General features: G+C 70.4%; 15 protein-coding genes and 1 pseudogene. 10 read left to right on the plus strand and 6 right to left on the minus strand.

Going from position 1 to position 23860, the window contains the following annotated elements:
• The first annotated feature begins 14 nt into the window (after positions 1 to 14).
• Together AC5P1B_RS12120 and AC5P1B_RS12125 are read left to right on the plus strand one after the other, a co-directional pair.
• Positions 15 to 1142: a GuaB3 family IMP dehydrogenase-related protein gene (locus tag AC5P1B_RS12120; protein ID WP_493886886.1), complete on the plus strand. Its 1128-nt coding sequence runs from the start codon at positions 15 to 17 to the stop codon at positions 1140 to 1142.
• A gap of 530 nt (positions 1143 to 1672) precedes the next feature.
• The gene (locus AC5P1B_RS12125; RefSeq protein ID WP_493886887.1) at positions 1673 to 2002 is read left to right on the plus strand and encodes a hypothetical protein; all 330 of its coding nucleotides are present in this window, start codon (positions 1673 to 1675) and stop codon (positions 2000 to 2002) included.
• A 69-nt stretch (positions 2003 to 2071) separates the two neighbouring features.
• On the opposite strand, the gene AC5P1B_RS12130 is transcribed toward AC5P1B_RS12125, so the two are convergent.
• Positions 2072 to 2662, minus strand: a complete 591-nt coding sequence (locus AC5P1B_RS12130; protein ID WP_493886888.1) for a hypothetical protein — start codon at positions 2660 to 2662, stop codon at positions 2072 to 2074.
• Between the two features lie 331 nt (positions 2663 to 2993).
• Here AC5P1B_RS12130 and AC5P1B_RS12135 point away from each other — a divergent pair, with 331 nt between their 5' ends.
• On the plus strand, positions 2994 to 4166 hold the full coding sequence (locus AC5P1B_RS12135) for a rod shape-determining protein (RefSeq protein ID WP_493886889.1): 1173 nt from the start codon (positions 2994 to 2996) through the stop codon (positions 4164 to 4166).
• Between the two features lie 98 nt (positions 4167 to 4264).
• On the opposite strand, the gene AC5P1B_RS12140 is transcribed toward AC5P1B_RS12135, so the two are convergent.
• Positions 4265 to 5560, minus strand: coding sequence for a nucleotide sugar dehydrogenase (locus AC5P1B_RS12140; RefSeq protein ID WP_493886890.1), 1296 nt, complete (start codon positions 5558 to 5560; stop codon positions 4265 to 4267).
• 341 nt (positions 5561 to 5901) lie between these two features.
• On the opposite strand from AC5P1B_RS12140, the gene AC5P1B_RS12145 reads away from it, so the two are divergent.
• From AC5P1B_RS12145 to AC5P1B_RS12155, 3 genes are all read left to right on the plus strand, one after another.
• Positions 5902 to 7608 carry a glycerol-3-phosphate dehydrogenase/oxidase gene (locus AC5P1B_RS12145; protein ID WP_493886891.1) on the plus strand — a complete coding sequence of 569 codons (1707 nt, stop codon included), beginning with the start codon at positions 5902 to 5904 and terminating at the stop codon, positions 7606 to 7608.
• 775 nt (positions 7609 to 8383) lie between these two features.
• Positions 8384 to 10384: a serine/threonine-protein kinase gene (locus tag AC5P1B_RS12150; RefSeq protein WP_493886892.1), complete on the plus strand. Its 2001-nt coding sequence runs from the start codon at positions 8384 to 8386 to the stop codon at positions 10382 to 10384.
• A 388-nt stretch (positions 10385 to 10772) separates the two neighbouring features.
• Complete coding sequence (locus AC5P1B_RS12155; RefSeq protein ID WP_493887014.1) at positions 10773 to 14033, plus strand: serine/threonine kinase C-terminal domain-containing protein; 3261 nt, start codon at positions 10773 to 10775, stop codon at positions 14031 to 14033.
• 155 nt (positions 14034 to 14188) lie between these two features.
• Here AC5P1B_RS12155 and AC5P1B_RS12160 read toward each other — a convergent pair whose 3' ends face one another.
• The 3 genes from AC5P1B_RS12160 to AC5P1B_RS12170 form a co-directional block, all read right to left on the minus strand.
• Entirely contained in the window at positions 14189 to 14722 is a 534-nt protein-coding gene (locus AC5P1B_RS12160) for a hypothetical protein (RefSeq protein ID WP_493886893.1), read from the minus strand.
• Between the two features lie 3 nt (positions 14723 to 14725).
• The gene (locus AC5P1B_RS12165) at positions 14726 to 14875 is read right to left on the minus strand and encodes a hypothetical protein (RefSeq protein ID WP_493886894.1); all 150 of its coding nucleotides are present in this window, start codon (positions 14873 to 14875) and stop codon (positions 14726 to 14728) included.
• A 149-nt stretch (positions 14876 to 15024) separates the two neighbouring features.
• Complete coding sequence (locus AC5P1B_RS12170; protein WP_493886896.1) at positions 15025 to 16902, minus strand: class I adenylate-forming enzyme family protein; 1878 nt, start codon at positions 16900 to 16902, stop codon at positions 15025 to 15027.
• Positions 16903 to 17233: 331 nt separating this feature from the next.
• Here AC5P1B_RS12170 and AC5P1B_RS12175 point away from each other — a divergent pair.
• The 4 genes and pseudogenes from AC5P1B_RS12175 to AC5P1B_RS12190 form a co-directional block, all read left to right on the plus strand.
• Positions 17234 to 18421 (plus strand): annotated as a pseudogene (locus tag AC5P1B_RS12175) (amidohydrolase family protein); the annotation flags it as partial.
• A gap of 197 nt (positions 18422 to 18618) precedes the next feature.
• Positions 18619 to 19836: an acyl-CoA dehydrogenase family protein gene (locus AC5P1B_RS12180; RefSeq protein WP_493886898.1), complete on the plus strand. Its 1218-nt coding sequence runs from the start codon at positions 18619 to 18621 to the stop codon at positions 19834 to 19836.
• A 7-nt stretch (positions 19837 to 19843) separates the two neighbouring features.
• Positions 19844 to 21298, plus strand: coding sequence for an acyl-CoA dehydrogenase family protein (locus AC5P1B_RS12185; RefSeq protein ID WP_493886899.1), 1455 nt, complete (start codon positions 19844 to 19846; stop codon positions 21296 to 21298).
• Between the two features lie 386 nt (positions 21299 to 21684).
• Positions 21685 to 22362, plus strand: a complete 678-nt coding sequence (locus AC5P1B_RS12190) for an ATP-binding protein (RefSeq protein WP_493886900.1) — start codon at positions 21685 to 21687, stop codon at positions 22360 to 22362.
• A gap of 473 nt (positions 22363 to 22835) precedes the next feature.
• On the opposite strand, the gene AC5P1B_RS12195 is transcribed toward AC5P1B_RS12190, so the two are convergent.
• Positions 22836 to 23849 (minus strand): cyclase family protein, encoded by a 1014-nt coding sequence (locus tag AC5P1B_RS12195; RefSeq protein ID WP_493886901.1) that lies wholly within the window; start codon positions 23847 to 23849, stop codon positions 22836 to 22838.
• Between the last annotated feature and the right edge of the window lie 11 nt (positions 23850 to 23860).

Here is a 23860-nt window from a genome sequence, read left to right on the forward strand (position 1 = left end):
GAAGGGCCACACACGTGACTGAGATCGAGATCGGGCGCGGCAAGCGCGGCCGCAGGGCGTACGCGTTCGACGACATCGCCGTCGTGCCGAGTCGTCGCACCCGGGACCCGAAGGAGGTCTCGATCGCCTGGCAGATCGACGCCTATCGCTTCGAGCTGCCGTTCCTGGCCGCTCCGATGGACTCGGTGGTCTCGCCGCAGACCGCGATCCGCATCGGCGAGCTCGGCGGCCTCGGCGTCCTCAACCTTGAGGGCCTGTGGACCCGCTACGAGGACCCGGAGCCGCTGCTCGCCGAGATCGCCGAGCTGGACGAGCGCACCGCGACCCGTCGGCTCCAGGAGATCTACGAGGCCCCGATCAAGGAAGAGCTGATCGGGCAGCGCATCAAGGAGGTGCGCGACTCCGGCGTCGTCACCGCCGCCGCGCTCTCCCCGCAGCGCACGGCGGAGTTCTCCAAGGCCGTCGTGGACGCGGGCGTCGACATCTTCGTGATCCGCGGGACCACGGTCTCCGCGGAGCACGTGTCCGGCGCGGCCGAGCCGCTGAACCTCAAGCAGTTCATCTACGAGCTGGACGTGCCGGTCATCGTCGGCGGCTGCGCCACGTACACCGCCGCCCTGCACCTGATGCGCACCGGCGCCGCGGGCGTCCTCGTCGGCTTCGGCGGCGGCGCCGCGCACACCACCCGCAACGTTCTCGGCATCCAGGTGCCGATGGCGACCGCCGTCGCCGACGTGGCGGCGGCGCGCCGGGACTACATGGACGAGTCCGGCGGCCGGTATGTGCACGTCATCGCCGACGGCGGTGTCGGCTGGTCGGGTGATCTGCCGAAGGCCATCGCCTGCGGCGCCGACGCCGTGATGATGGGCTCCCCGCTGGCTCGCGCCACCGACGCCCCGGGCCGCGGCCACCACTGGGGCATGGAAGCCGTCCACGAGGATGTGCCGCGCGGAAAGCGGATGAACCTCGGCGCGGTCGGCACCACGGAGGAGGTCCTCCTCGGCCCGTCGCACATCCCGGACGGCTCGATGAACTTCTTCGGTGCCCTGCGCCGCGCGATGGCCACCACGGGCTACTCGGAGCTGAAGGAATTCCAGCGGGTCGAGGTGACGGTGTCACCGTCCCAGCACGACAACCGCTGACGCGTGTCTGCGCGCGGGTAGGGCTCTCCTGCTTGCGCCGGTGGCAGATCGCTCACGCGTGACGCCGGTCGGGTGAAACCCTCGGGTCGGCCCTCCTCATTGCCTTAACAGGGCAGGGAGAGGGCCGACTCCTGCGTGCGCGGGCGACGTTCCGACTCGTTCGCTACGAAAGCGGGCCCTGGGCCGTCAGGTAAGTGGCCAGGTAAGTGGCTCGCCGCCACCACTGAGGGAGGCTGGTGTCCTGTCACTCAGAGCGTCTTGAGCGGCTTCCGGTCAACCAAGGCGGCCCGGGTGGAGGGAATGTGTCCGTACCGGGGAAGCACAGTGCCGATGCGCGCGCGATCGGTCTGGTCAACGCCGTTGCCTTGAACGGTAGTTAGTCAGCCTTGAAGCTCACCGGTTTTGTATCGCATTCAATGAACATGTCGGCGGTGCGTCGATACCGCCCCTTTTCCTGGCTGATTCCCGCTCCGCCCTCTGGAGTGAAGATCATCGCCGGGATACTCTCCGCTCGTCATTTCTTGCGCTAAGTGATGCCTGAGCAGTGGATGCGCAGGCTGAAGACGCCCGGAGGGTTAATTTCGAAGAAGTCGACGGCGCGATTCGCTGGCTCGCTGACGCTGGCGACCGCTGCATTGGTCGGAACGATGACGTTCGCTCCTTCGGCGCAAGCCACACCTGCTGACCGCGCAACGTTTCTGCGCAGCCACGGCTACGTCGTTGGCAAGATGGTCAAGATCCACTGTGCGTCAGCCAAAGCCGGAACGGGGATGGCAAAGACGGTGTGCAAGGTCGGGCTCAAAGAGATGGGCGTAAAAGGCAGGGACGCCGATACCGCTTGCGGGTTGAGTTCGAAGTAGGCGCATATAGCTGGGCGGGCCCCGACCGCAGTTGCCGTCGGGGCCCGCCCTTTGTGGTGCTGCTGGCGATCAGCGGTTGGCGAGCTTGTTCGCCGTGGCGAACGCGGCGACCGGCGACAGTGCCATGAAGATGTACGTCACGGCGTTGGCGTCGTCCTTCCAGCTCTCGAACAGGTCGCTGAACTGGTCGAAGAAGATGTCGTTCGCGGACGTGACCTGGCTGCTGTCGCCGCCCATCTTCTCCACGTAGTTGCTCATGTAGTCGTTGGCGACCAGCGCGTAGCCGTACATCTCGCCGAGGAAGACGGCGCCGAGGGCCAGCAGCCCACCGACGATCCACAGGCCCTGGTTGCGGCCGCCGAGCTTGGCGACGACGGCGCCGATGAGGGCGCCGACAGCGACACCCGCGTACGCGAACTTGGTGATCTCCGGCTCCGCGCCGTCCGTGTCAGCGAGAGCGCTCAGGAGAAAGGCGTATAGCAGCGCGCCGACGAGGGCGACAGCAACCGCCGCCAGCAGTGCGAGACCCACGCTGCCCTGACGTGCGGGCTGCGGTGGCGGAAAACCGCCGCCGTACTGGGGCTGCTGCGGCTGCTGCGGGTAGCCGTAGCCACCGGGCTGCTGGGGCTGTTGTGGCTGCTGCTGCCAGTCCTGGCTCATGTAATCCCCCGGGGATGAAGGTGAATGGACCGCGCTCCGGGGACGAGAAGTGTGGAGTGCGGCGAACGATTTCGGAGCCACAAACTAACAGTTCGAGGCGACTATCAGACAAGCCGAAGAGTTGTCCGTGACATGGCTGGGACGCGATGGAGACAACCCGGCCCGCTATGTGCCCATTCGGCGCTGTAGGCCTTCACGAGATGGTTGCGATGTGCGGGTCGTGTGACGCCCTGCTGGGGAGGGGGCGGGCCGGGTGGGTGGCGCGGCCGGGCCCGGGCGGCGGGATGCGTGGCCAGGACCGGGAATCCGGCATAGGGAATAAACTCAGCGTATGGCGCAAAGTAAATCGTTCAGTGGACGTGACATGGGCATCGACCTCGGCACCGCGAACACGCTGGTGTACGTACGGGGCAAGGGAATCGTGCTCAACGAACCATCAGTCGTGGCTGTCAACGCCGTCAACGGCGAAGTGTTGTCCGTGGGGGTCGAGGCCAAGCGCACGATTGGCCGTACGCCATCCAACATTGTGGCGGTCCGCCCGCTGCGGGACGGAGTCATCGCCGACTTCGAGATAGCCGAACGGATGCTGCGGCACTTCATCAAGAAGGTCACCGGCGGGCGGCGGCTGTCCCGGCCCCGGGTCGTCGTCTGTGTCCCCTCCGGGATCACGGGTGTCGAGCAGCGCGCCGTGATGGAGGCCGCCTCGCAGGCCGGGGCGCGGCAAGTGCACCTGGTCGAGGAGCCGATGGCGGCGGCCATCGGGGCGGGGCTGCCTGTCAGTGAGCCGACCGGCTGCATGGTCGTCGACATCGGCGGAGGGACCACCGAGGTCGCCGTCATCTCGTTGGGCGGCATCGTCACCGCGCGCTCCGTCCGCACGGCGGGCGACGCGATGGACGCGGCGATCACCTCGTACATCAAGAAGACGCACGCGCTCGCCATAGGGGAGCGCACGGCCGAGCAGCTGAAGTTGGCCATCGGTTCGGCGGCGCCCTCCGGTTACTGGTCGGCGACCGCCCTCAGCACGCTCGCCAAACGGGCGGAAGCGGATGTCGCCCTGATCGCCACCGAGACGCCCGCGGGCGACGACGCCGAGGAGACGCAGGCCATGCTGCCGCCGGACCGCTGCACCGTGCGCGGCCGGGACCACGCCAGCGGGTTGCCGAAGACCCTGGAGCTGACCGCCGATGAAGTGCGGCACGCGCTCTCCGAGCCGGTGGACGCGATCGTCGCCGCCGTTCGCCAGACCCTGGACGAGACGCCGCCCGAACTCGCCGGCGACATCATGGACCGGGGCATCGTGCTGACAGGGGGCGGGGCGCTGCTCCGCGGACTCGACGCGCGGCTGAGCCAGGAACTGGACATCCCGGTACTGGTGGCCGACGAACCGCTGGACTGCGTGGCGATCGGGACCGGCCGGTGCGTGGAGGATTTCGGCGCGCTGCGGAAGGTCCTGGACGCGCAGCCCCGGCGGGGCATGTCCCTGGCCGCGACCCGGATGTAACGGCGCGGCGGTGACGGGCGCCGCGGCCGCCCACGGCTGACGTTCCCACGGCTGACGTGCCCGCGGTCGCCCGCGTGCCGCTTCGCCGCGAGGGCGGGTCAGAGGCGGTGGGCGGTGCCCGCCGGGCTCGCGCCTCTGGTGTCCAGGAGCAGCTGGGCCTTCACGGCCAGGCCCTGGAGGTCGTAGAGGCGGTGCTGCTGGAGCAGGACGGTCAGGTCGGCGGCCGCGGCGGCCTCGTACAGCGAGTCGGCGCGCGGCACCGGCTGGCCGAGCACGCTCCACTGGGGCACATGGGGGTCGTGGTAGCTCAGCTGGGCGCCCAGCTCCATCAGACGAGAGGCGATCTCGCGGGCGGGCGAGCCCTCCTGGTCGGCGATGCCCGCCTTGTAGCTGACGCCGAGGAGCAGCACGCGGGCACCGCGCGCCGACTTGCCGTGCTCGTTGAGGAGGGTGGCGCAGCGCTGGGTGACGTAGCGGGGCATGCGCCCGTTGACCTCCTGCGCCAGCTCGACCATGCGCAGCGGGTAGCCGAGACTGCGGCCCTGGTACGAGAGGTAGTTCGGGTCGATGGCGACGCCGTGGCCGCCCACACCCGGGCCGGGGCGGAACGCCTGGAAGCCGAAGGGCTTGGTCTCGGCGCAGCGCACCACGTCCCACAGGTCGATGCCGATGTCGTGGCAGAACACGGCCATCTCGTTGACGAGGGCGATGTTGACGTGCCGGTAGTTCGTCTCCAGCACCTTGACCGCCTCCGCCTCGCGGGTCCCTCGGGCGCGGACCACCTTGTCGGCGACCCGCCCGTAGAAGGCGGCGGCCGCCTCGGTGCAGGCCGGGGTGAGGCCGCCGATGACCTTGGGCGTGTTGGCGAAGCCGAAGGCGCGGTTGCCGGGGTCCACCCGGCTGGGGGAATAGGCGAGGTGAAAATCGCGCCCAGCGCGCAGTCCTGAGCCCTCTTCGAGGATGGGGCGCAGGAATTCCTCCGTGGTGCCGGGGTAGACGGTGGATTCGAGCAGAACCGTGGTGTGCGGCCGCAGCTTCGCGGCGAGCGCCCGGGCCGCTTCGCCGACCGCCGACAGGTCGAGGGCCCGGTCGGCGCCGAGGGGCGTGGGGGCGCAGATCACGGCGGTGCGTACGCGGCCGAGCTCGGCGGAGTCGGTGGTGGTCCGGAAGCCGCCGGAGAGCATGCGGCGGATGTCGGCGGCGGACAGGGAGCCGCCGCCGGACTCCGACTGGGCGGGGCCCGAGCCGCCGGTGGGCGGACGGCCCGCGGCGAGTTCCGCGACGGTGCGGGGATCGGGGTCGTAGCCGATGGTGTTGATACGGGCGGCGGTAGCGGCCTGGGCGAGCGGGAGACCGAGGTGGCCGAGTCCGATGACGGCGAGATCTGCGGGCATGGCTGGGCCGTCCTTCCCAAGGCGATTCCGGATGGCGCAATGTCAGACTAAGCGGAAATATGACTCGTATTGGGGATTGGGCGCTTGCCACCGACGCGGTGTTGCCGGTGCGCGCGCCCGCCGACGCGGAGGCCGTGACAGGGCCCGTGGCGGAGGTCGGCGGCGGACGGCGGACGTCCGTGGCGGAGGTCCGTGGCGGTGGGTCACGGTCCGCTGGACTTCCTCGCGTTCATACGGGTGGCCCAAGCGGCCGCGGCGGCGTCGGAGGCTGGCTGTCCCCGGCAACCGCGGTCAAAATCGTTCATAAGCGAGCGTGACCCCGATCACAGCGGGAGGCATTGGTGAGGACAGCGACCCTGGGACCGGTGGAGCGCGCGACAGCGCTGGCCCAGATGGCGGAACACGAGCTGGACGTGCTGGTCGTGGGCGCCGGGGTGGTCGGCGCGGGCACCGCGCTCGACGCCGCGACCCGCGGGCTCGCGACCGGCCTGGTGGAGGCGAGGGACTGGGCGGCGGGCACGTCAAGCCGGTCCAGCAAGCTGATCCACGGCGGCCTGCGCTATCTGGAGATGCTCGACTTCGTCCTCGTACGGGAGGCTCTGAAGGAACGCGGGCTGCTGCTGGGGCGGCTGGCGCCGCATCTGGTGCGGCCCGTGCCCTTCCTCTACCCCTTGCAGCACAAGGGGTGGGAGCGGCTGTACGCGGGCTCGGGCGTCGCGCTGTACGACGCCATGTCCGTCTCCTCCGCGCACGGCCGAGGGCTGCCCGTACACCGGCACCTGACGCGCAAGCACGCCCTGCGCGTCGCGCCCTGTCTGCGCAAAGACGCACTCGTCGGCGCGTTGCAGTACTACGACGCGCAGATGGACGACGCGCGCTACGTCACCACCCTGGTGCGCACCGCCGCCTCCTACGGGGCGCACGTCGCCAACCGGACCCGGGTGGTGGGCTTCCTGCGTGAGGGCGAACGCGTTGTCGGTGCCCGGGTGCATGATGTGGAGCAGGGACGTGAGTTCGAGGTGCGCGCGCGGCAGGTGGTCAACGCCACCGGTGTGTGGACCGACGACACGCAGGCCATGATCGGTGAGCGGGGACAGTTCCACGTGCGGGCGTCCAAGGGCATCCACCTCGTCGTGCCCAAGGACCGCATCCACTCCACCACCGGTCTCATCCTGCGCACGGAGAAGAGCGTGCTGTTCGTGATCCCGTGGGGGAGGCACTGGATCGTCGGCACCACCGACACCGACTGGGACCTGGACAAAGCGCACCCCGCCGCGTCCAGCGCCGACATCGACTACCTGCTGGAACACGTCAACTCCGTGCTCGCGGTGCCGCTCACCCGGGACGACGTGGAAGGGGTGTACGCCGGGCTGCGCCCGCTCCTCGCCGGGGAGTCCGACGCGACGAGCAAGCTCTCGCGCGAACACACCGTCGCGCACCCCGTGCCCGGCCTCGTCGTCATCGCCGGCGGCAAATACACCACGTACCGGGTGATGGCCAAGGACGCCGTGGACGAGGCGGTGCACGCCCTCGACCAGCGGGTCGCCGAGTGCGTCACCGAAGACGTGCCCCTGGTGGGCGCGGAGGGCTACCGGGCCCGGTGGAACGCGCGAGCGGGCATCGCGCAGCGCACCGGGCTCCATGTGGCGCGCGTCGAGCATCTGCTGAACCGGTACGGCGCGCTGGCGGAAGAGGTGCTTGAGCTGATCGAAGCCGACCCGCAGCTCGGCCAACCGCTTCCCGCCGCCGAGGACTATCTGCGTGCCGAGGTCGTCTACGCCGCGTCACACGAGGGCGCACGGCACCTCGACGACGTGCTGACCCGGCGCACCCGGATCTCCATCGAGACCTTCGACCGGGGCACGCGCAGCGCGCGTGAGGCTGCCGAGCTCATGGCGCCCGTGCTGGGCTGGGACCAGGGACAGATCGAGCGGGAGGTCGAGCACTACCAGAAGCGAGTGGAGGCGGAACGCGAGTCCCAGCGCCAGCCGGACGACCTGACGGCGGACGCGGCCCGGCTGGGCGCCCCGGAGATCCAGCCGCTGTAGCCGTGGCGGTGGCCGTGGCCGCCGCGGTGGTGGATGGCCATGCCTGGCGGCCTGGCTGTGGGTTGAGGCTGCGGATGCGGCTGACCGCGGTCTGACTGCGCGGTGGCTGGCTGTGGTCCGACTGGTCCGACTGGTCCGACTGTGTTGTCCCTGTGGCCGTGGCGTGGCTGCGTTCCTGCTTTGCCGTGCCCGTGCCCAGGTGTACGTGCTCGTGCCCGTGTCCGCGCTCGTGCGCGTATCCGTATCCGCTCCGTATGCGCGCCGGTGCCCAGGTCTCCGCGCCGCCCAGGTGTCCGTGTCTGGAGCCGGAGATGGTGGCCTGCGGCTGGCCGGTGTGTCCCGTGCGTCTCGTCTGGCCGCTGTCTCTGCCGGGTGTGACCGCTGTGTGTCCGGTGTGTGGCTACCTGGCCTGTGCCGGGGGCGTGCGATGGGGCAGCGCGCTCGGCCAGGCGGGTGTGAGGAGCCGAATGGCGGACAAACACAGCCCGAATCAGGGACGAACGAAGGGCGAATCGCACGTCGCCCGAAGGCCGGACGGGGGACGAACAGTGGCCGGACACGGGCCCGGCGGGGGCCCGGGAACCCGGTCAGGTAGCCGTAGTTGACGGCGGGGTGCCCGTATGTCCAGGTCAGCCAACCGCAGCGGATCAGCGGGGCACTGCCGGTGGTGTTCGAGGCCGGGTGAGCGGCCCGGCGCCGGGCCGGTACTACCGCTGCTCTGTGGATGAGAGACAATGGACGCTCTGCCAGGGTGGGTTGATCGCAGAGGGGACGCATGTCGGAGGCGGAGCGGACGCAGGGCAAGACTGGGCGCCTCCTGGCTGGGCGGTACCGGCTCGCCGAGGTGCTGGGCCGAGGCGGCATGGGCACGGTGTGGCGGGCACGCGATGAGACGCTGGGCCGTACGGTCGCTGTGAAGGAATTGCGCTTCCCGTCGAGTGTGGACGAGGACGAGAAGCGGCGCCTGATCACCCGTACCCTGCGCGAGGCGAAGGCCATCGCCCGGATTCGTAGCAACGGCGCCGTCACGGTGTACGACGTCGTCGACGAGGACGACCGGCCGTGGATCGTGATGGAGCTGATCGAGGGCCGGTCCCTCGCTGACGTGGTGCGCGACGACGGCGCTCTCACGCCGCACCGGGCCGCCGAGGTCGGTCTGGCGGTGCTCGACGTGCTGCGCGCCGCGCACGGCGAGGGCATCCTGCACCGCGACGTGAAGCCGTCGAACGTGCTGATCGCCGATGACGGCCGGGTCGTGCTGACCGACTTCGGCATCGCCCAGGTCGAGGGCGACCCCTCCGTGACCTCGACCGGCATGCTCGTCGGCGCGCCCTCCTACATAGCGCCGGAGCGGGCGCGCGGCCACAAGCCGGGACCGCCTTCCGACCTGTGGTCACTGGGCGGACTGCTGTACGCGGCGGTGGAGGGCGTGCCGCCGTACGACAAGAGCACGGCCATCGCGACACTTACGGCCGTGATGACCGAGCCGCTCGACCCGCCGAAGAACGCGGGCGTGCTGGAGGAGGTCATCTACGGTCTGCTGGCCAAGGACCCCGCCCAGCGGCTCGATGACGCGGGCGCGCGTGCCTTGCTGACCCGCGCGGTCGCCGCACCGGAGGCAGCCGCTCCGCGGCCGCCCGGCGCGGTCGAGCCGACCCGCACGATGCCGTTGCCCCCGTCGACGGCCACTCCGCCGGCCCCGGCCGCACCTCCGGCTGCGTCCGGCGCGCGGCCGGGCAAGGCCGGCCGGCCGGGCGGAAGGCTGGGCAGGCCGAAGGGGCGGACGGCAGGCGCGGCGGGCGCCGGGGCAGGGGCCGGTGTCGCCGGTGGCGCTGTCACCGGGGGAGCCGCAGGAGCCGCACGGAACGGAGGGGCCGCAGGGGCCGGCGGGCGTGGCGGCAGAAGTGGTGACGGGTCCGCGTCGCGGGCCGACGGTGTGACGACTCCGCCCAGACCCCACTCCGCGCCCGGCTCTCCCGCGGTGGCGGCGAACCCGTCGGGCGGGGCGCCTCGCGCTTCCATCACGGACGTGGTGCCGAAGCGCACACTCGTGATCATCGTGGTGGTCGTGGTGCTGGCCGTCCTCGGTACGGTTCTGGCCTTCGCTCTCAGCGGCGGGGACGACAAGGGCAACGAGGGCAAGGACGGCGGCGACAAGTCCGCTTCCACCGGGGCGAACACGGGTGGTAAGACGGAAGAGGACGCCAAGGAGGGCTCCAAGGACACCGGCGAGCCCAAGCAGCCGACCGAGGACCCCTCGAAGGAGTCCGACAAGCCTGGGAAGAAGCCGGGCGACAAGCCCGACGGTGACGCGGTGCCCGCCGGTTACCGACAGGTGATGGACGGCAAGTTCCACTTCAGCATGGCCCTGCCCAAGGGCTGGGAGCGCCGCCCGGTGCCTGGTTACGCCCTCGGCGGGATCTACAGCGACTCGGGCGGCTTCCCGCGGGTGCAGATCGACTTCAACGACAAGCCGCTGTCGGACGCCGCCAAGGCGTGGCGGGGCGCTGAGTCCGGCGCTTCCCGGACCATGGACAACTATCGCGGGCTCGGCATCGAGCCGGTGAACAACTGGAACGACTACCCGACCGTCGCTGACTGGAGCTTCGAGCGGGAGCAGCGCGGCAAGACGGTGCGGGTGGTCAACCGTGGTTTCAAGGTGGACGGCAAGCGCGGCTACGCCATCATGATCACGTGCGAGAAGGACAAGTGGGCGGAGAAGGAGTGCCGGACACTGCGCGAGACGGCGTTTAAGACCTTCAAGCCCGGGGACTGAGCCCGCGAGACCCGCGAAGCGCTACGGAGACCGCATCCACGGCACATGACCACCTACGTGACCACCCACGCGACCCACCTGCATGGCGATGTACGGGAGCACGTCCGGGTCGCGTACGCACTCCGCATGGCCCGCCTGACGAGCCCGTACTCGCCACCTACTCGCCACGTGGTCACTACGTACTCACCACGTCTACGGACGCGGCGGACCGGGCAGGCTGGGCGCACCGAACAGACTGGGCGGAGTGGACAGACCGCTCGGCACGGTGCAGCTTGGGCACGTATCGTGAGAAGTCGCGGCCGTACGTAGCTCCAAAGAGTGGGAAAACGACCAGAATTGACGGTTACGTGCGGTGAGCATCGGGCGAATCGCGCGCTGGGGAGGCGTCGTGGACGACTACGCGGGTCGGGTGCTCGCGGACCGCTACCGACTGCCGTTGCCGCCTGCCGACGAGTACGAGTTCGTCGAGACGCGTGCGTTCGACACCTACAGCGGACAGGAAGTCCTGGTCAGACAGGTCCCGTTGCCTGAGGTCGTGGACGCGGAAGTCGTCGGTGACGGCCCCTCGTACGGTGGGTCTTCCCGGGCGGGCCAGGACGCGCGGGGCCGGGCAGGCCACGGGCCGGGCGACCCGGCCGTACGGCGGGCCATAGACGCCGCGACCGCCGCCGCGCAGGTGCCCGACCACCCCCGACTCGACCAGGTTTTCCACGTCTTCGCCGAGACGGGCAGCCTGTGGATCGTCAGCGAACTCGTTCCGGCCCGCCCGCTCGCCGCGCTGCTCGCGGAACGCACACTCAGTCCGCATCGCGCGGCCGAGATCGCAGCCGATGTCCTCACCGCGCTGCGCGCCCTGCACGCACACGGCTGGACCCACCGCAACATCACCGCCCGCACGGTCCTCGTCTGTGACGACGGACGCGCGATGCTCACCGGCTTGGCGGCGGGCGCGGCCGAGGAGGCGCTGTGCGGTTACGACCCCGTGCCGGAGGCGCTGCGTGCGGCGCGCGTACCTGAGCCGAGGCCACCGGCGCGGACAGGTCCGGGCGCGGACGGCCCCCGAGGGTCGCGGCCCGGACACGGCGAGTGGGTCGACGCGGGCGCGGTGCCCTCCCCGGGGCGCCGGTCGGCTACGAGCACCGAGCCAGGGCTCGGCGGAGGGCCGGGCTGGCGCGGCGAAGCGGCGACTGGCGCCGGACGCGCGCCAGGTGCTGGGCACGCGCCCGCTCCTGGGCGGGTGCCTGGTGCGCGGGCGGCGGCGGACTCGGGCGCCGCGCTGGCCGCCCGGCCGGGGGCTGGGCCGGCAGAGCGGGGTGGCTCGCCCGGCGTAGGTGAGGCGGTCCCCTACGACCCGGAGGCAGGCACTTCGCAACGTGCCCCGACCGTCCGGCAGGGACCGGTCGGGCCCACGTATCGCGACCAGGGCCACGCGGGCGGCTTTCCCGCACCGCGAGGCGCGAGTGACGACATCAACCGAGCTGACGACGCCCGTCATGGTGCTGCTGCGGGGCACGAGGCCGGGCGCGGCGTGGGGCACGGTGCGCACATGCCGCACAGCGGCCCGGCCGGAAGCCGCGCTGCGGGGGCGGGCGGCCCGGAAGGCGCCGATGCCTGGGGCGGCGCGCTGCCCAGGGCGCCGCGAGCAGGCGCCATCGCCGCGTATCGCGCCGGAGCCCAGGCCGCAGCGAGGGCGAACGTCGACGGAGTGAGCGACGAGCAAGCAGGCGGCGGCGCGACCGGCGGAAACGGAGCCGGTGGCAGAGGAGCCGGCGGCAGCGCGACCGGTGGAAATGGAGCCGGTGACAACGGGGTCGCCGGTCACGGCGGCAACGGCGCCGCCGATCATGGTGGGGACGGCCTTGAGCGGCGCCCCGGTGCCGAGGGTGGCTGGCCCGAGAGGACCTGGGCGGCCGATGACCGTACGGCGACCGGCCACCACCCCCCCACCGACAACCGCCCGCCCAGGGGCACCCGCCCGGCCGCGCCCGACTCGCGGAATCCTGGTGCCGGTTCCCGGGCGACGGCACCTGGTTCATGGGCGGCGCCGGACTCGTATGGGTCGGCGGCCGAGCCGTCGCGAGCGGGAGGGGCAGCGGGGCCCCACACATCTGGCGGCCCTGCTGGCCCGGGTGCCCCGGGCATCCCTGGCGCCTCTGGTGCCGCTGGCGCGGTCGGCGCCGCGACCAACGTCTCCGCCGAGCGTGGCTTTGACGCCGCGTCCGGCCACGCGACGTACCGGGGGCCCGATACCGCCCTCGCCGCCGAGCGGGCGCGCCAGGCGCGGATCGTCGTCGTCGGTGCCGTCACCGAGCGCTGGTCACCAGAGCAAGCGGGACCCGTCTACGAGAACTGGCGGCTCGCGCCGCCCGTGGGACCGGCGGCCGACCTGTGGGCGGTCGGTGTGCTCCTCTTCCGCGCCGTCCAGGGCCACTCCCCGTATCCGGAGGAGAACGCCACCGAACTCGTCCAACTGGTGTGCGCCGAGCCGCCCGCGTACGCGGAGGAATGCGGCGCGCTGCGACCGGTCGTCGAGTCGCTGATGCGCCAGGACCCGACCGAGCGCCCGGACTTCGAAGAACTGCGAGGCTGGTTGCGGTCGCTGATCCGGTCGGCGCCGGAGCCTGACGTCGGAAGCCGGACGGTGACCGTGCCCTCGTTCGGGCCGAGCGGCCCGGCCGACCCTCGGCGGCTGCCCATCCTGCGTCGGCGTGGCGAACTCGTGCGCCGCCGCCGTGGGGCCGGTTCCGTCCACGGACGCCATCGGCACAAGCGAGGGAAGCCGCCGCGCGGCGCCCGCGAGCCACACGAGCCGCGTGAGACACGCGAGCCGCTGCTGCGTCGGGAGCCACAACTGCGCATGGAGTCACGCGACGCTCCCGCGTTGCGCGTCGCGCGTACGCCCGGCGCGCGCAAGCCCCGCAGCCTCGGCCGGACGCTGCTCGTGGCCATCCTGTTGGTGCTCGTAGCGGCAGTGCTGTACGCGATGCTGTTCATGCCGAGCTCCAAGGAGAACCAGGGCGCTGACCGCACCGGGGCCGTGGGCTCACGCACCAGCGCTGCCCAGCAGCCCTCGGGCTCGGGCGCGGACTCGGACTCGGACTCGGAGGACGCTGATTCGGGGAAGGACAGCGCCGGTAAGAACGGTGATGAGCCGCCTGGCGGACAAGAGGCACAGTCCACTGACGCGGTCGGCCTGGCCAAGGGCTTCGCGGTCCGCAAGGACCCCGAGGGATTCCAGCTCGCCGTCTCCGACGGCTGGCAACGCCGCGCTGCCAACAGTCGCGGACAGGTTCGCTATCTCGGCAGTGAGTATGAACTGATCGTTGTGCCGGGCCGCGACACCGTCTCCGAGTACGGCAGCGACCCGATGGTCTACCAGCAGGACCAGGAACCGGAGCTGGCCCCGTACCGCGAATCCTCCTGGGCCTCCGCCTCTGGCCTGCGCCGGATCGACGTCGGAAAGACGGCGATGGCCGAGGGAGCCTTCAGCTGGAAGGACAGCAGCGGCCGCCAGGTGTATGTCCGCAACCTGGCCATGATCCTCGACGGCCGCTACCACCTGGTCCAGGTCATCGGCCCGGCCAAGGAACGCCGCTACGTGGACCGCTACTTCGACCAGGCAACCGCCACCTACCGCTCCACACGCTGACGGTCAGCAGTCGCGCAGTCGCGCAGTCGCGCAGTCGCGCAGTCGCGCAGTCGCGCAGTCGCGCAGTCGCGCAGTCGCGCAGTCGCGGATTTGGGGAGACGGGCAGACGGACGGGGCGGTAGGCCGGGCCACCTGGTGAGTCGGGTGACGTGTGATCAGGGTGTGGGCGCGGGAGAAGCCGAGGTATCCGTACCGGTATCAGTACCGGTATCGGTATCAATATCGGTATCGATCAGGAGTTGTTCCCGGCCGATGCGGAACATCCGGTCCTGCTCGGCGGTGTGCGCCTTCGTCGCCGAGGTGTCGATGTGCAGTTGATAGACGCGTCCTTCATGGCCCGACACGAAGAGCTCGACGCGGCGGCGTTCCTCCTTCTTGCCCCGCAAGTGGTAATCGACATCCATCCATCGCACCTCCAGCCCGTACCAGTCGAGCGTGTGCGTACGCGCACGCACGTCCGCCATCGATGACTTCTTGGTCTCGCGGTACTCCTGAAGCTGCTTCTTCGCCGCGTCGGCAGCGGTCGCACCACGGCCGGTGTCGCGCTTGAGGCCGATGGTGAAGGTCTTCTTCTTCCCCTCCACCCAGCTGGCCTGGTTGCGGTCGTTCTCCCGGTCGTCGCCGCCGTCGCCGTCGCCGTCGCTCGGTGTGTAACCGGCTGGCAAGGCGAGCGTGGCCGATGCGGTCATACGTCAGCGCCCGCTCATGCTCACTGGGGGCGTCCGGCAGCCGGGTTCCTTGATGGCGACCTCGCGGCCGACGAGTTCGTCGGTGGCCTGCCAGACGGTTCCGAGTGCGCCGTCGCCGAGGTGATCACCGAGCCGGTAGCGGCTGGCGAGCAATCACTGATTGCGGAACTGCCGCGGAGTGTGACCCGGAGTCCGCCCCTCCGGCGGTTGTGCCCCCGACATCCCGTCCTCCCCTCCGTGCGCCATGTACCCCATCATCGCTCGGAGCTGACACGTACGGTGCGGAAGGGGGCAGTTAGGGGTCAGGTACCCGCGAAACGTTCACGGAGACGATATTTGAGGACTTTCCGGAGTGCATCATTCCGGGGAAGCGCGTCGACCACCTCAAGCCGCTCGGGCAGCTTGTATGCGGACAAGCCCGCCTCGCGCAGATACGCGACGACCGCGTCGAGCGTCAGCGCTGCGGCCCCGCTGGGCTGCTCGACGACGGCGCAGACAAGCTCGCCGCGTACCGCGTCGGGCAGCCCGATGACGGCGGCGTCAGCGATATCCGGATGCTGGTAGAGCAGTTGCTCGATCTCCAGCGCTGAGATGTTCTCGCCCTTCCGAATGATGATGTCCTTCGACCGCCCGGTCAGTACGAGGTAGCCGTCAGAGGTGAGATACCCACGGTCTCCCGTGCCAAGGAACCCTTCGGCGTCGAAGGACTCGGCCGTCTGCTCCGGATCGAGGTAGCCGAGACAGACGGCCTCGCCGCGCAACCGGATCTCCCCCTCCACGCCCGCACCCGTGACCGCTCCTCTTCCAACTCGCTCAACTGACTCATTCCCCTCAGCTGCGACGCCTGCGACGCCTGCGACGCCTGCGACGCCTGCGACGCCCGCGATGCCCGCGACGTGCGCCCCCGCGCCCAGTCGACCGGACGCGCCCAGCCGATCGGCCGCGCTCGGGTAACCGGCCGCGCCCGTGTGATCGTCCACGCCCGCGTGATCGGGCACGATGCGAATTTCCATCCCCTCCGGCGGGCGCCCCTCCGTGGTCGCCAGACGCTCGGCCGTGTCGTCCGGCGACCCCATGGTGATCATGGGCACCTCGGTCATGCCGTAGCCGTGGGTGAGCTGGCAGCCCAGCTCCCGTACGACCTCGTAGTACAGCTCGGGAGGTTTGGGCGCGCCGCCCCCGGCCAGGAGGCGGAGTGTGGGGATGAGCTTGTTGTCCGGGTCCTTGCGCTGTTCCGCGAGGAAGGCCGTGTAGAACGCGGTGCTGCCGCCCGCGACCGTCACACCGTGCCGCCGGTACGCCGCCAGCGATCCCGGCAGCGCGAACTGCTCGAAGAGGACAGCGGGACAGCCGTTCAAGAGCAGCATCACCGTGTAGTCAGGCCCCGCGACATGGGCGTACGGGAAGGCCATCGACCCGACGTCGGACGGGCTGAGCTGAAGCGCGTGGCCCAGGCAGGCGCCTGCGGCGATCAGCCCCCGGTCGCTGTGCAGCACGCCCTTGGGGGCCGAGGTGGTGCCCGAGGTCCAGTAGATCCAGTGCGCCGCGCGCCCATCAGCGGCGGAGGGGGGTGGCGGAAGGATCGCCGGGTCGGCCTGGGGCAGCACGTCGTACGCGGTGAAGACAAGCGGCGGGTCGGGAAGCTCCAGGGCGAGGCGATAGGCCATCGCGGCGTAGTCGAAACCGCGCCACACACCGGGAATGGCGAAGAACTGGGCCTGCGTAGCACGTAGCGCGAACCCGGTCTCGCGTCCCCGGTAAGAGGGGATGAGCGGAGTCTGCACGGCACCGATGCGGGCGAGAGCCAGGGACAGCACCACCGTTTCGATGCGGGTGGGCAGCTGCCAGGCGACGCGGGTGCGTGGTCGTACGCCCAGCTCGTAGAGCCCGGCAGCGACCCGCTCCGCCCACGCGCGCAGCGACCCGAAAGTCAGCCCGCTCGCCACCTCAGGTCGCGAGCGACCTCCCGCAGGCTGAGAGTGGCCGGGGGATGGGCTCGCGCAGGGAGCAGGGTCGCGCGCTGGTTGGGGATCGGAACCCGGTTGAGGTGAGGGGGCGTGTGCCTCGGCGGTAATGAGAGCTGGAGCGCCGGGTGTCAGGCGGGCGCGCCGGTCGACCAGGTCCCACAGGGTGATGGAGGTCGCGAGTTCGTACGCGGTGCCGGTCTCGGTGTCGGACATGCCGCTCCCCGGGAACTGACAAACAGCCAGACAGTGCGGGAAGCGTAGGGGGTCACGCCTTGTCGGTCCAGGGCCACGGTACTAGCCTAATCTGACGGACCGTCAGGAATCTGGCGGCAGGTCGGCCTTCTCCGGCCGACCGCACGGCGACGGCCCCTACCAGGTCGGTGCGGTCGTCTGCCGACGTACCGCGGCGCGTTCTGCTCCGTGCCCCCACCCAGCGGACGCGCGGGGGCGCGGAGTGATCCGCCCGGAGGCCACCGCACGCCGGTCCGCCCAGTCCGCCGGCCCAACGGCCGCTCAGTCCATTTGCAAAGGTGAGGGGAACCCCGTGGAGCTACCGCGCATCGTGAGCGTCGACGACCATGTGATCGAGCCCGCGCATCTCTTCGAGACGTGGCTGCCCACCGCATACCGGGACCGGGGACCCAAACCGATAACGGCGGGCATCGGGGAACTGGCGTACCGCGGCGGCAAGTACGTCACCACCATGGACGACAACGGACCGCCGACGGACTGGTGGGTCTACGAGGAACTGACCTTCCCGTACAAGCGCAACATCGCAGCCGTCGGGTTCGACCGCGACGCCATGACCCTGGAGGGCATCACAAGGGCGGAGATGCGACGCGGCTGCTGGGACCCGGCAGCGCGACTGCGTGACATGGACCTCAACCACGTCGAGGCGTCGCTGTGCTTTCCGACCTTCCCGCGCTTCTGCGGCCAGACGTTCGCCGAGGCGCACGACAAGGATGTCGCGCTGGCGTGCGTGCGCGCGTACAACGACTGGATGGTGGAGGAGTGGTGCGGCGACAGCGGCGGCCGCCTCATACCGCTCTGCCTGATCCCGCTCTGGGACATCGATCTCGCGGTCGCCGAGATCCAGCGGAACGCGGCGCGCGGCGTGCGTGCCGTGACGTTCAGCGAGATCCCCACCTACCTGGGGCTGCCCAGCATCCACAGCCGCTACTGGGACCCGTTCTTCGCCGCCTGCCAGGACACCGGGACCGTCGTCAACATGCACATCGGCTCGTCATCCCAGATGCCGGCTGCCTCCCCAGACGCTCCTCCCGCCGTGCAGGCCGCGCTGTCCTTCAACAACGCGATGGCTTCGATGATGGACTTCCTCTTCAGCGGCGTCCTGGTCCGCTTCCCCCGTCTCAAGCTGGCCTACAGCGAGGGCCAGATGGGCTGGATTCCGTACGCGCTGGAACGCGCCGACGACGTCTGGCGGGAACACCGGGCATGGGGCGGCGTACGCGATCTGATCCCGGAGCCGCCTTCCACGTACTACTACCGGCAGATCTTCTGCTGCTTCTTCCGTGACAAGCACGGAGTGGCCTCGCTGGACGTCGTCGGCCGCGACAACGCGACCTTCGAAACGGACTATCCGCATGTGGACTCGACGTTTCCGCATACGAAGGAGGTCGCGCTCGATCACGTCCGTGGCCTGGACGACGCGACGGTCTACAAGCTGATGCGCGGCAACGCGATCCGCATGCTCGGCCTCGACCTGGACCGCGGACTTGGTCACGGCCTGCATCGCGACCCGCATCGCGGCCGTGGTCCTGTTCGTGGCGTGGCCCCGGGCTCGGTCCCGGAGCCGGTCGCGAGCCTGGACCGCGACCTGGGCTTCGACCCTGTCCGTGAGCCGCGTGGAGGCACGGGCCCGGACCGGGGCGCTGGTGAGCCGGGCGCTGACGCGGGCGCCGACCTCTGATGGAACTGGCGTACACGGAAGAGGAGGAAGCCTTCCGGCGACGCCTGCGGAGCTGGCTGGCCGACGTGCTGCCGAAGCTCCCCGCCAGGCCCGACCCCGCCGACTGGCCTGCGCGACGGGCCTACGACTGTGCCTGGCAGCGCCAGTTGTACGACGCGGGCTACGCGGGGCTGCACTGGCCGGCAGTCGCCGCCCCCCCTGCCACCTCTGCCCCCAGTCTTCTACCCACTACCGCTCCCACCTCAACCCCCACCCAGCATCTGATCTACCTGGAGGAGACCGCGCGGGCGGGCGCTCCCTACGTGGGGGCGACCTTCGTCGGGCTGCTGCACGCAGGGCCGACCATCGCCGCTGAGGGGACGGCCTGGCAGCGGACCCGCTGGCTGTCACCCATCCTGCGTGGCGACGAGGTCTGGTGCCAGGGCTTCTCAGAGCCCGAAGCAGGCTCCGACCTGGCGTCCCTGCGTACCCGCGCGGTCCGCGACGGCGATACGTACGTCGTCACCGGCAGCAAGATCTGGACCTCGCACGCGCAGGTCGCCGACTGGTGTGAACTGCTGGTCCGAACCGAGCCGGTGAGCGAGACCGTGCCCAAACACCGCGGACTCAGCTGGCTGGGCCTGCCGATGACAGCGCCAGGCATCACCGTCAGGCCCGTCCGCACGCTCGCCGGGTCCACCGAGTTCGCGGAACTCGCGCTCGATGAGGTACGGGTGCCGGTCTCCCACCGCGTGGGAGACGAGAACGACGGTTGGCGGGTCAGCATGGTGACGCTCTCCTTCGAGCGCGGCACGGCCTTCGCCGGGGAAGTCGTCGCCTGCCGTCGCCTGCTGCGGGAGCTGGCCGGCACTGCACGGGCCAACGGGCGGTGGGACGACCCCGTACTGCGGCGCCGCCTCGGACGGCTCGCCGCCGACTTCACCGCGCTGTGGCGTCTCATCCAGCGCAACGTGAGCGCCGCACAGCATGCGCGGCGCGCCGGAGGCGGCGGGGTGCCTGGCGCGGGCGCGTCCGTATTCAAGCTGCGGTACTCGCACGCACGGCAGGAACTCTACGAGGCCGCCGCGCAGGTACTCGGCCCCGCCGCGCTGGACGCCGCACACCCCTGGGTCACGGACCGCTTGTCGTCGCTCGCCTACACGATCGCCGCGGGGACGACGGAGATCCAGCAGAACATCGTCGCCGAGCGCGTACTCGGCCTGCCGAAAGACCGGTGATCCGACCGTGGACCTCCACCTCACGGAAGAGCAGCGCGCGCTACGCGCGAGCATGCGGGAACTGCTCGCCACCCACGACCCACGCGAACGCCTGCGGGACGCCGTCGACCAGGACCCGGTCTATGGGGGCCTCGTCCGCAGGGACGTGGCCGGCGCCATGGAGACAGAAGCGGGTGCGGCAGCGGGGGAGGCGGCGGAGGCTGGTGATGCCGGTGGTGGCCCGTCGGCCCGGCGAGCGGCCTTGGACCGAAGGCTGTGGCGGGCGCTGGGCGAGACCGGTTTCTTCGCGCTGTGCCTCGCCGAGGACCGGGGAGGTGTCGGGCTTGGCCTCCCCGAGGCCGTGCTCCTCTTCGAAGAGGCGGGGCGCGCGCTCCTACCAGGACCGCTGGTCGCCACACACCTGGCGGCGGGCACGGTGGCGGGCGCGGCCGACGGCACGACGGTGGTGACAGTGCTGGACTGGGCCACGACAAGGGGATACGCAGCCACGGCCCCGGAGACCGACGTGGACGGTGGCGCGCAGCCTTCCAGTCCACTTGTCGAGCACCTGGACGCGGCGGACGCCCTCCTCGTCCTCGACGGGGAAGGCGACAACGACGGTGGCGGCGTCGGTGTGCTCTCCCCGGCGGCTCTGCGCGCCGCGACGGCCGTGCTGCCCCTGCGGTCGGTGGACCCTGCGACGCCACTGCACGCTGTGAGAACACCTTACGGAAGGCCTCTGACACCACCCGCCTGTGTCAGCACGGCGGGGCCCCCGGGCGCGCGTCCGCCGCGTGCCCCCGAACAAGAGAACCTGGCGGTTCGGGACGGCCCCCGGGAACCGCCGGAACGGGAAGCGCGGGCGGTAGTGCCCGGGCCGGGCCGCGGACCGGCAGCGGTGGGGGCGCGTTCGGCAGCTGCGTTGCGTCGGGAGGGCGCGCTGTTGACCGCGGCGCAGCAGTTGGGAAGCGCGAGCCGCACAGTCGAGATGGCGGTCGAGCACGCCAGGAGCCGTGTCCAGTTCGGTCGGCCGATCGGTGCCTTCCAGTCCGTGAAGCGACTCTGCGCGCGGATGCTCGTACGGGAGGAAATGGCCCGAAGCGCGGTGTACGCCGCCGCCGTCCTGGGCGGGGCGCACGACATCGACGTAGCGAAACTGCTCGCCGACGAGGCCGCGGTCGGCAACGCCCGCGACTGTCTGCAGATCCATGGCGGAATGGGCTTCACCTGGGATTCGGACGTACATCTGCACCTGAAGCGGGGATGGCTCAGGGCGGAGCAATGGCGGACGGCGACGGCGGCCGAGGAGGCCCTGGCGGCAGAACTCCTGGAGGTGAGCGGTGGCCCGGTTTCGCAGCCTTCAGGGGCTGAAAAGCCGAGGCGGGAGTTATTGGCCGATATGGGACAGGAGGGTAAAGGTGACGAACGAAGAGGGGATACCACCGCACTTGGCCAGACTGGCGCAGGATGGGCGCAAAGTTAGCTATGCGTAGTCACTCAGCGTCGATATCGGGTTGTGTCCTCAGCGTGACTTGTTACAGGGGGGAGTCGGCCTCACCCTCCGGTACGCTCCGTTGGATGCGAGCAGTGCTGAAGCGCAACGACCCCGGCCGCGCCATGGCGGCGGCTTCGGGCATGCGAGAGTGCGCGGCTCACGAGGGGTGCAGGCCACTTATGGCGCCCCGTTGTTCGACTCCTCACGGCGCGCGTCGCACAGTATGCACTACGCGTACTCCTTGGCGCTTGAATATGCCCGAAGCGCTTGGTGAGGTGACTGTACGTCAACCATGCTGTCTCGTAGAGGAATCACGTTCCGTGACCCTTGAGAGGCGCGAGGCGATGTGTCCGCCGGTTCGGATGGTGTGAGCGGTGCAGGTGCTTCAAATGCAGATGGAGGTCCGGCCTGACCCGGCTGAGGTCGGGCGGGCTCGCCGATGGGCGCGTTCCCGGCTCGCCGGTTCAGGAATAGGCGTGGACGAGCCGCTGGCCGAGACGCTTGTCCTGTTGATCTCGGAGCTGGTGACCAACGCCGTGGTGCACACGGGGTGTCCCGCGGTCCTCCGCATGCTCTTCCCGGAACAGCGCGGTGGTGCGGTCGGCGAAACCGCGGACATGGGGGCGTCGGCGGGTGCCGCCTATGGTGGCGGCGGCCTTTCGGACTCGGAACCCGGAGCTGAGTCCGCGGGCGGCGCCAGGGTTGGAGCCGGCGCTGGCGCGGGAGTCAGGATCACCGTGGCGACGGTCCGCGTGGAGGTCACTGACGCCAGCCCCCGGGCCCCGAGGCCTCGGCGCGCCGAGGGCGATGACACCAACGGGCGTGGCCTGGAACTGGTGGATGGACTCGCCGACCGCTGGGGCTGGCGGCCGGAGGGTGCCGGCAAGAGCATCTGGTGCGAGGTGGATCGCCAAGGTCCTGCGCCGGTCGCGGAGCGGGCCGCTGCACCCGTACCTCAGGCGGCGCCATCCAGCGTGACGCATGCCAGGGGCCGGGATGGGACATATGCTGGCGCGTTCGGCTCACGCCAAACTGCGACAAATCCGGCTTAATTCGCGAAGTCGCGATCAGGTGTTGACGTGGCGTACTCGTTTGATCACGCTTAGGTTCAGCGATTCGCTGTGAGGGGACGTCGAGGGCTCCTCGGACCTGTGATTCAGCCTGGTTCGATCGGATGACTTCCTCGGCGAGCGCGGGTCGCGGTTCGGCGCGTCGGCAGGGCGGTAGCGCCGGAGCGAGGTGGCGGTGCGCTGTGCCGTGCTCGGGGCGCGCACAGGTGCACCGCCACCTACCCACATCCGGCATCGTCCTCGCTGTAACGCGGCACTAGATCCCATAGGCCGCACTGGGCGCACCAGGCGTGGGCCGGGGACCGGGCGAGCCAGGCCGGGCCACGGAGGTGCCGGGGCGGGTCGCGAAACCGCCGGGGGAAGGGCTCTTGGTCCTGGTCGGGGTCGCCAGTCCAGGCGCGCCCGCTGAGGGCCCAAGCCGGGGACGTCAAGCCCGAGACGTCAAGCCGGGATCATCAGAAGATCGCTACGGGGGCCACAGGGGCGCCCGTCCCTCCGGTGAACGGCTCCGGGGTCGCGGTCAGCAGAAACTCGTACCGGCCCTCGGCCGCGCACACATCGGACAGCTCCTCCAGGTTCCAGTTCTGGCCTTGCATCATGCCCATCTCAACAAGGTCGAGCGCGTGCACACCCAGCCAGAGGCCGTCGATCTCCGGCGGGAAGATCTCAAAGGTGAGTGTGTCGTTGGCGACGGCGGCGACATCGCGGGCGTGAAACCACTCAGGTGTACGGATGGACAGCCCCGGCGAGGGAAACGCGTATGCCTGCCGGTCGCCTGCCAGAAAGTGCCGCATCTGTCCGGTCCGCACCAGCACGACGTCGCCGGGGCGGACGGTGACGCGGCCTGTCTCCTCGGCGGCGTCCAGATCTTCGGGCGTGACAGCGTACGTACCAGCCAGCCGCCCGGACGCGGTCGGCAGCCCGGTGCTGGGCGGGGGCGTGAGCCCGGAGGGCGGCGCACCGGGGCCCGTAACGCCCGGCCCTCCATCGCGTATCGCGCGGACGCGCGGGATGTCGAGAAGCACTCCGCGTGAGATGAGGTGCCGCACCGTGCCGATGCCACTGAAGCTCGCGCGGTTGTGGGCGGTGACCGAGTGGGCAGGACGGCCGTTGTAGATCCTTCCGGAGTGCGAGACATGGGCCAGCCCGTCCCAGTGAGTGCCCGCCTGAAGGCCCATCGTCGCCACGTCGTCGCTGGTGGCCACGGCACCTGGGCCGAACATCTCCATGTTGATCGCCGTCATGGTGTGCAGCGGGTTCACCCGGCCGGGGATCAAGCCGGTCTGCACGCCGTCCTGTTGAAGCGGCAACGCGAGTGGAACACGCCGACCCGTCCTGATGGCCGACGCCGCCGAGCGCACCACCCCGTCAGTGACCAAATTGAGGGTGCCCAGCTCATCAGCTGCGCCCCAGCGCCCCCAGTTGTTCACGCGCTGGGCGATCTCGTGGAACTCGGGCGGCAGTGTCATGGCGCCTCTTC

It is taken from the genome of Streptomyces sp. A01 (genome assembly GCF_059026195.1).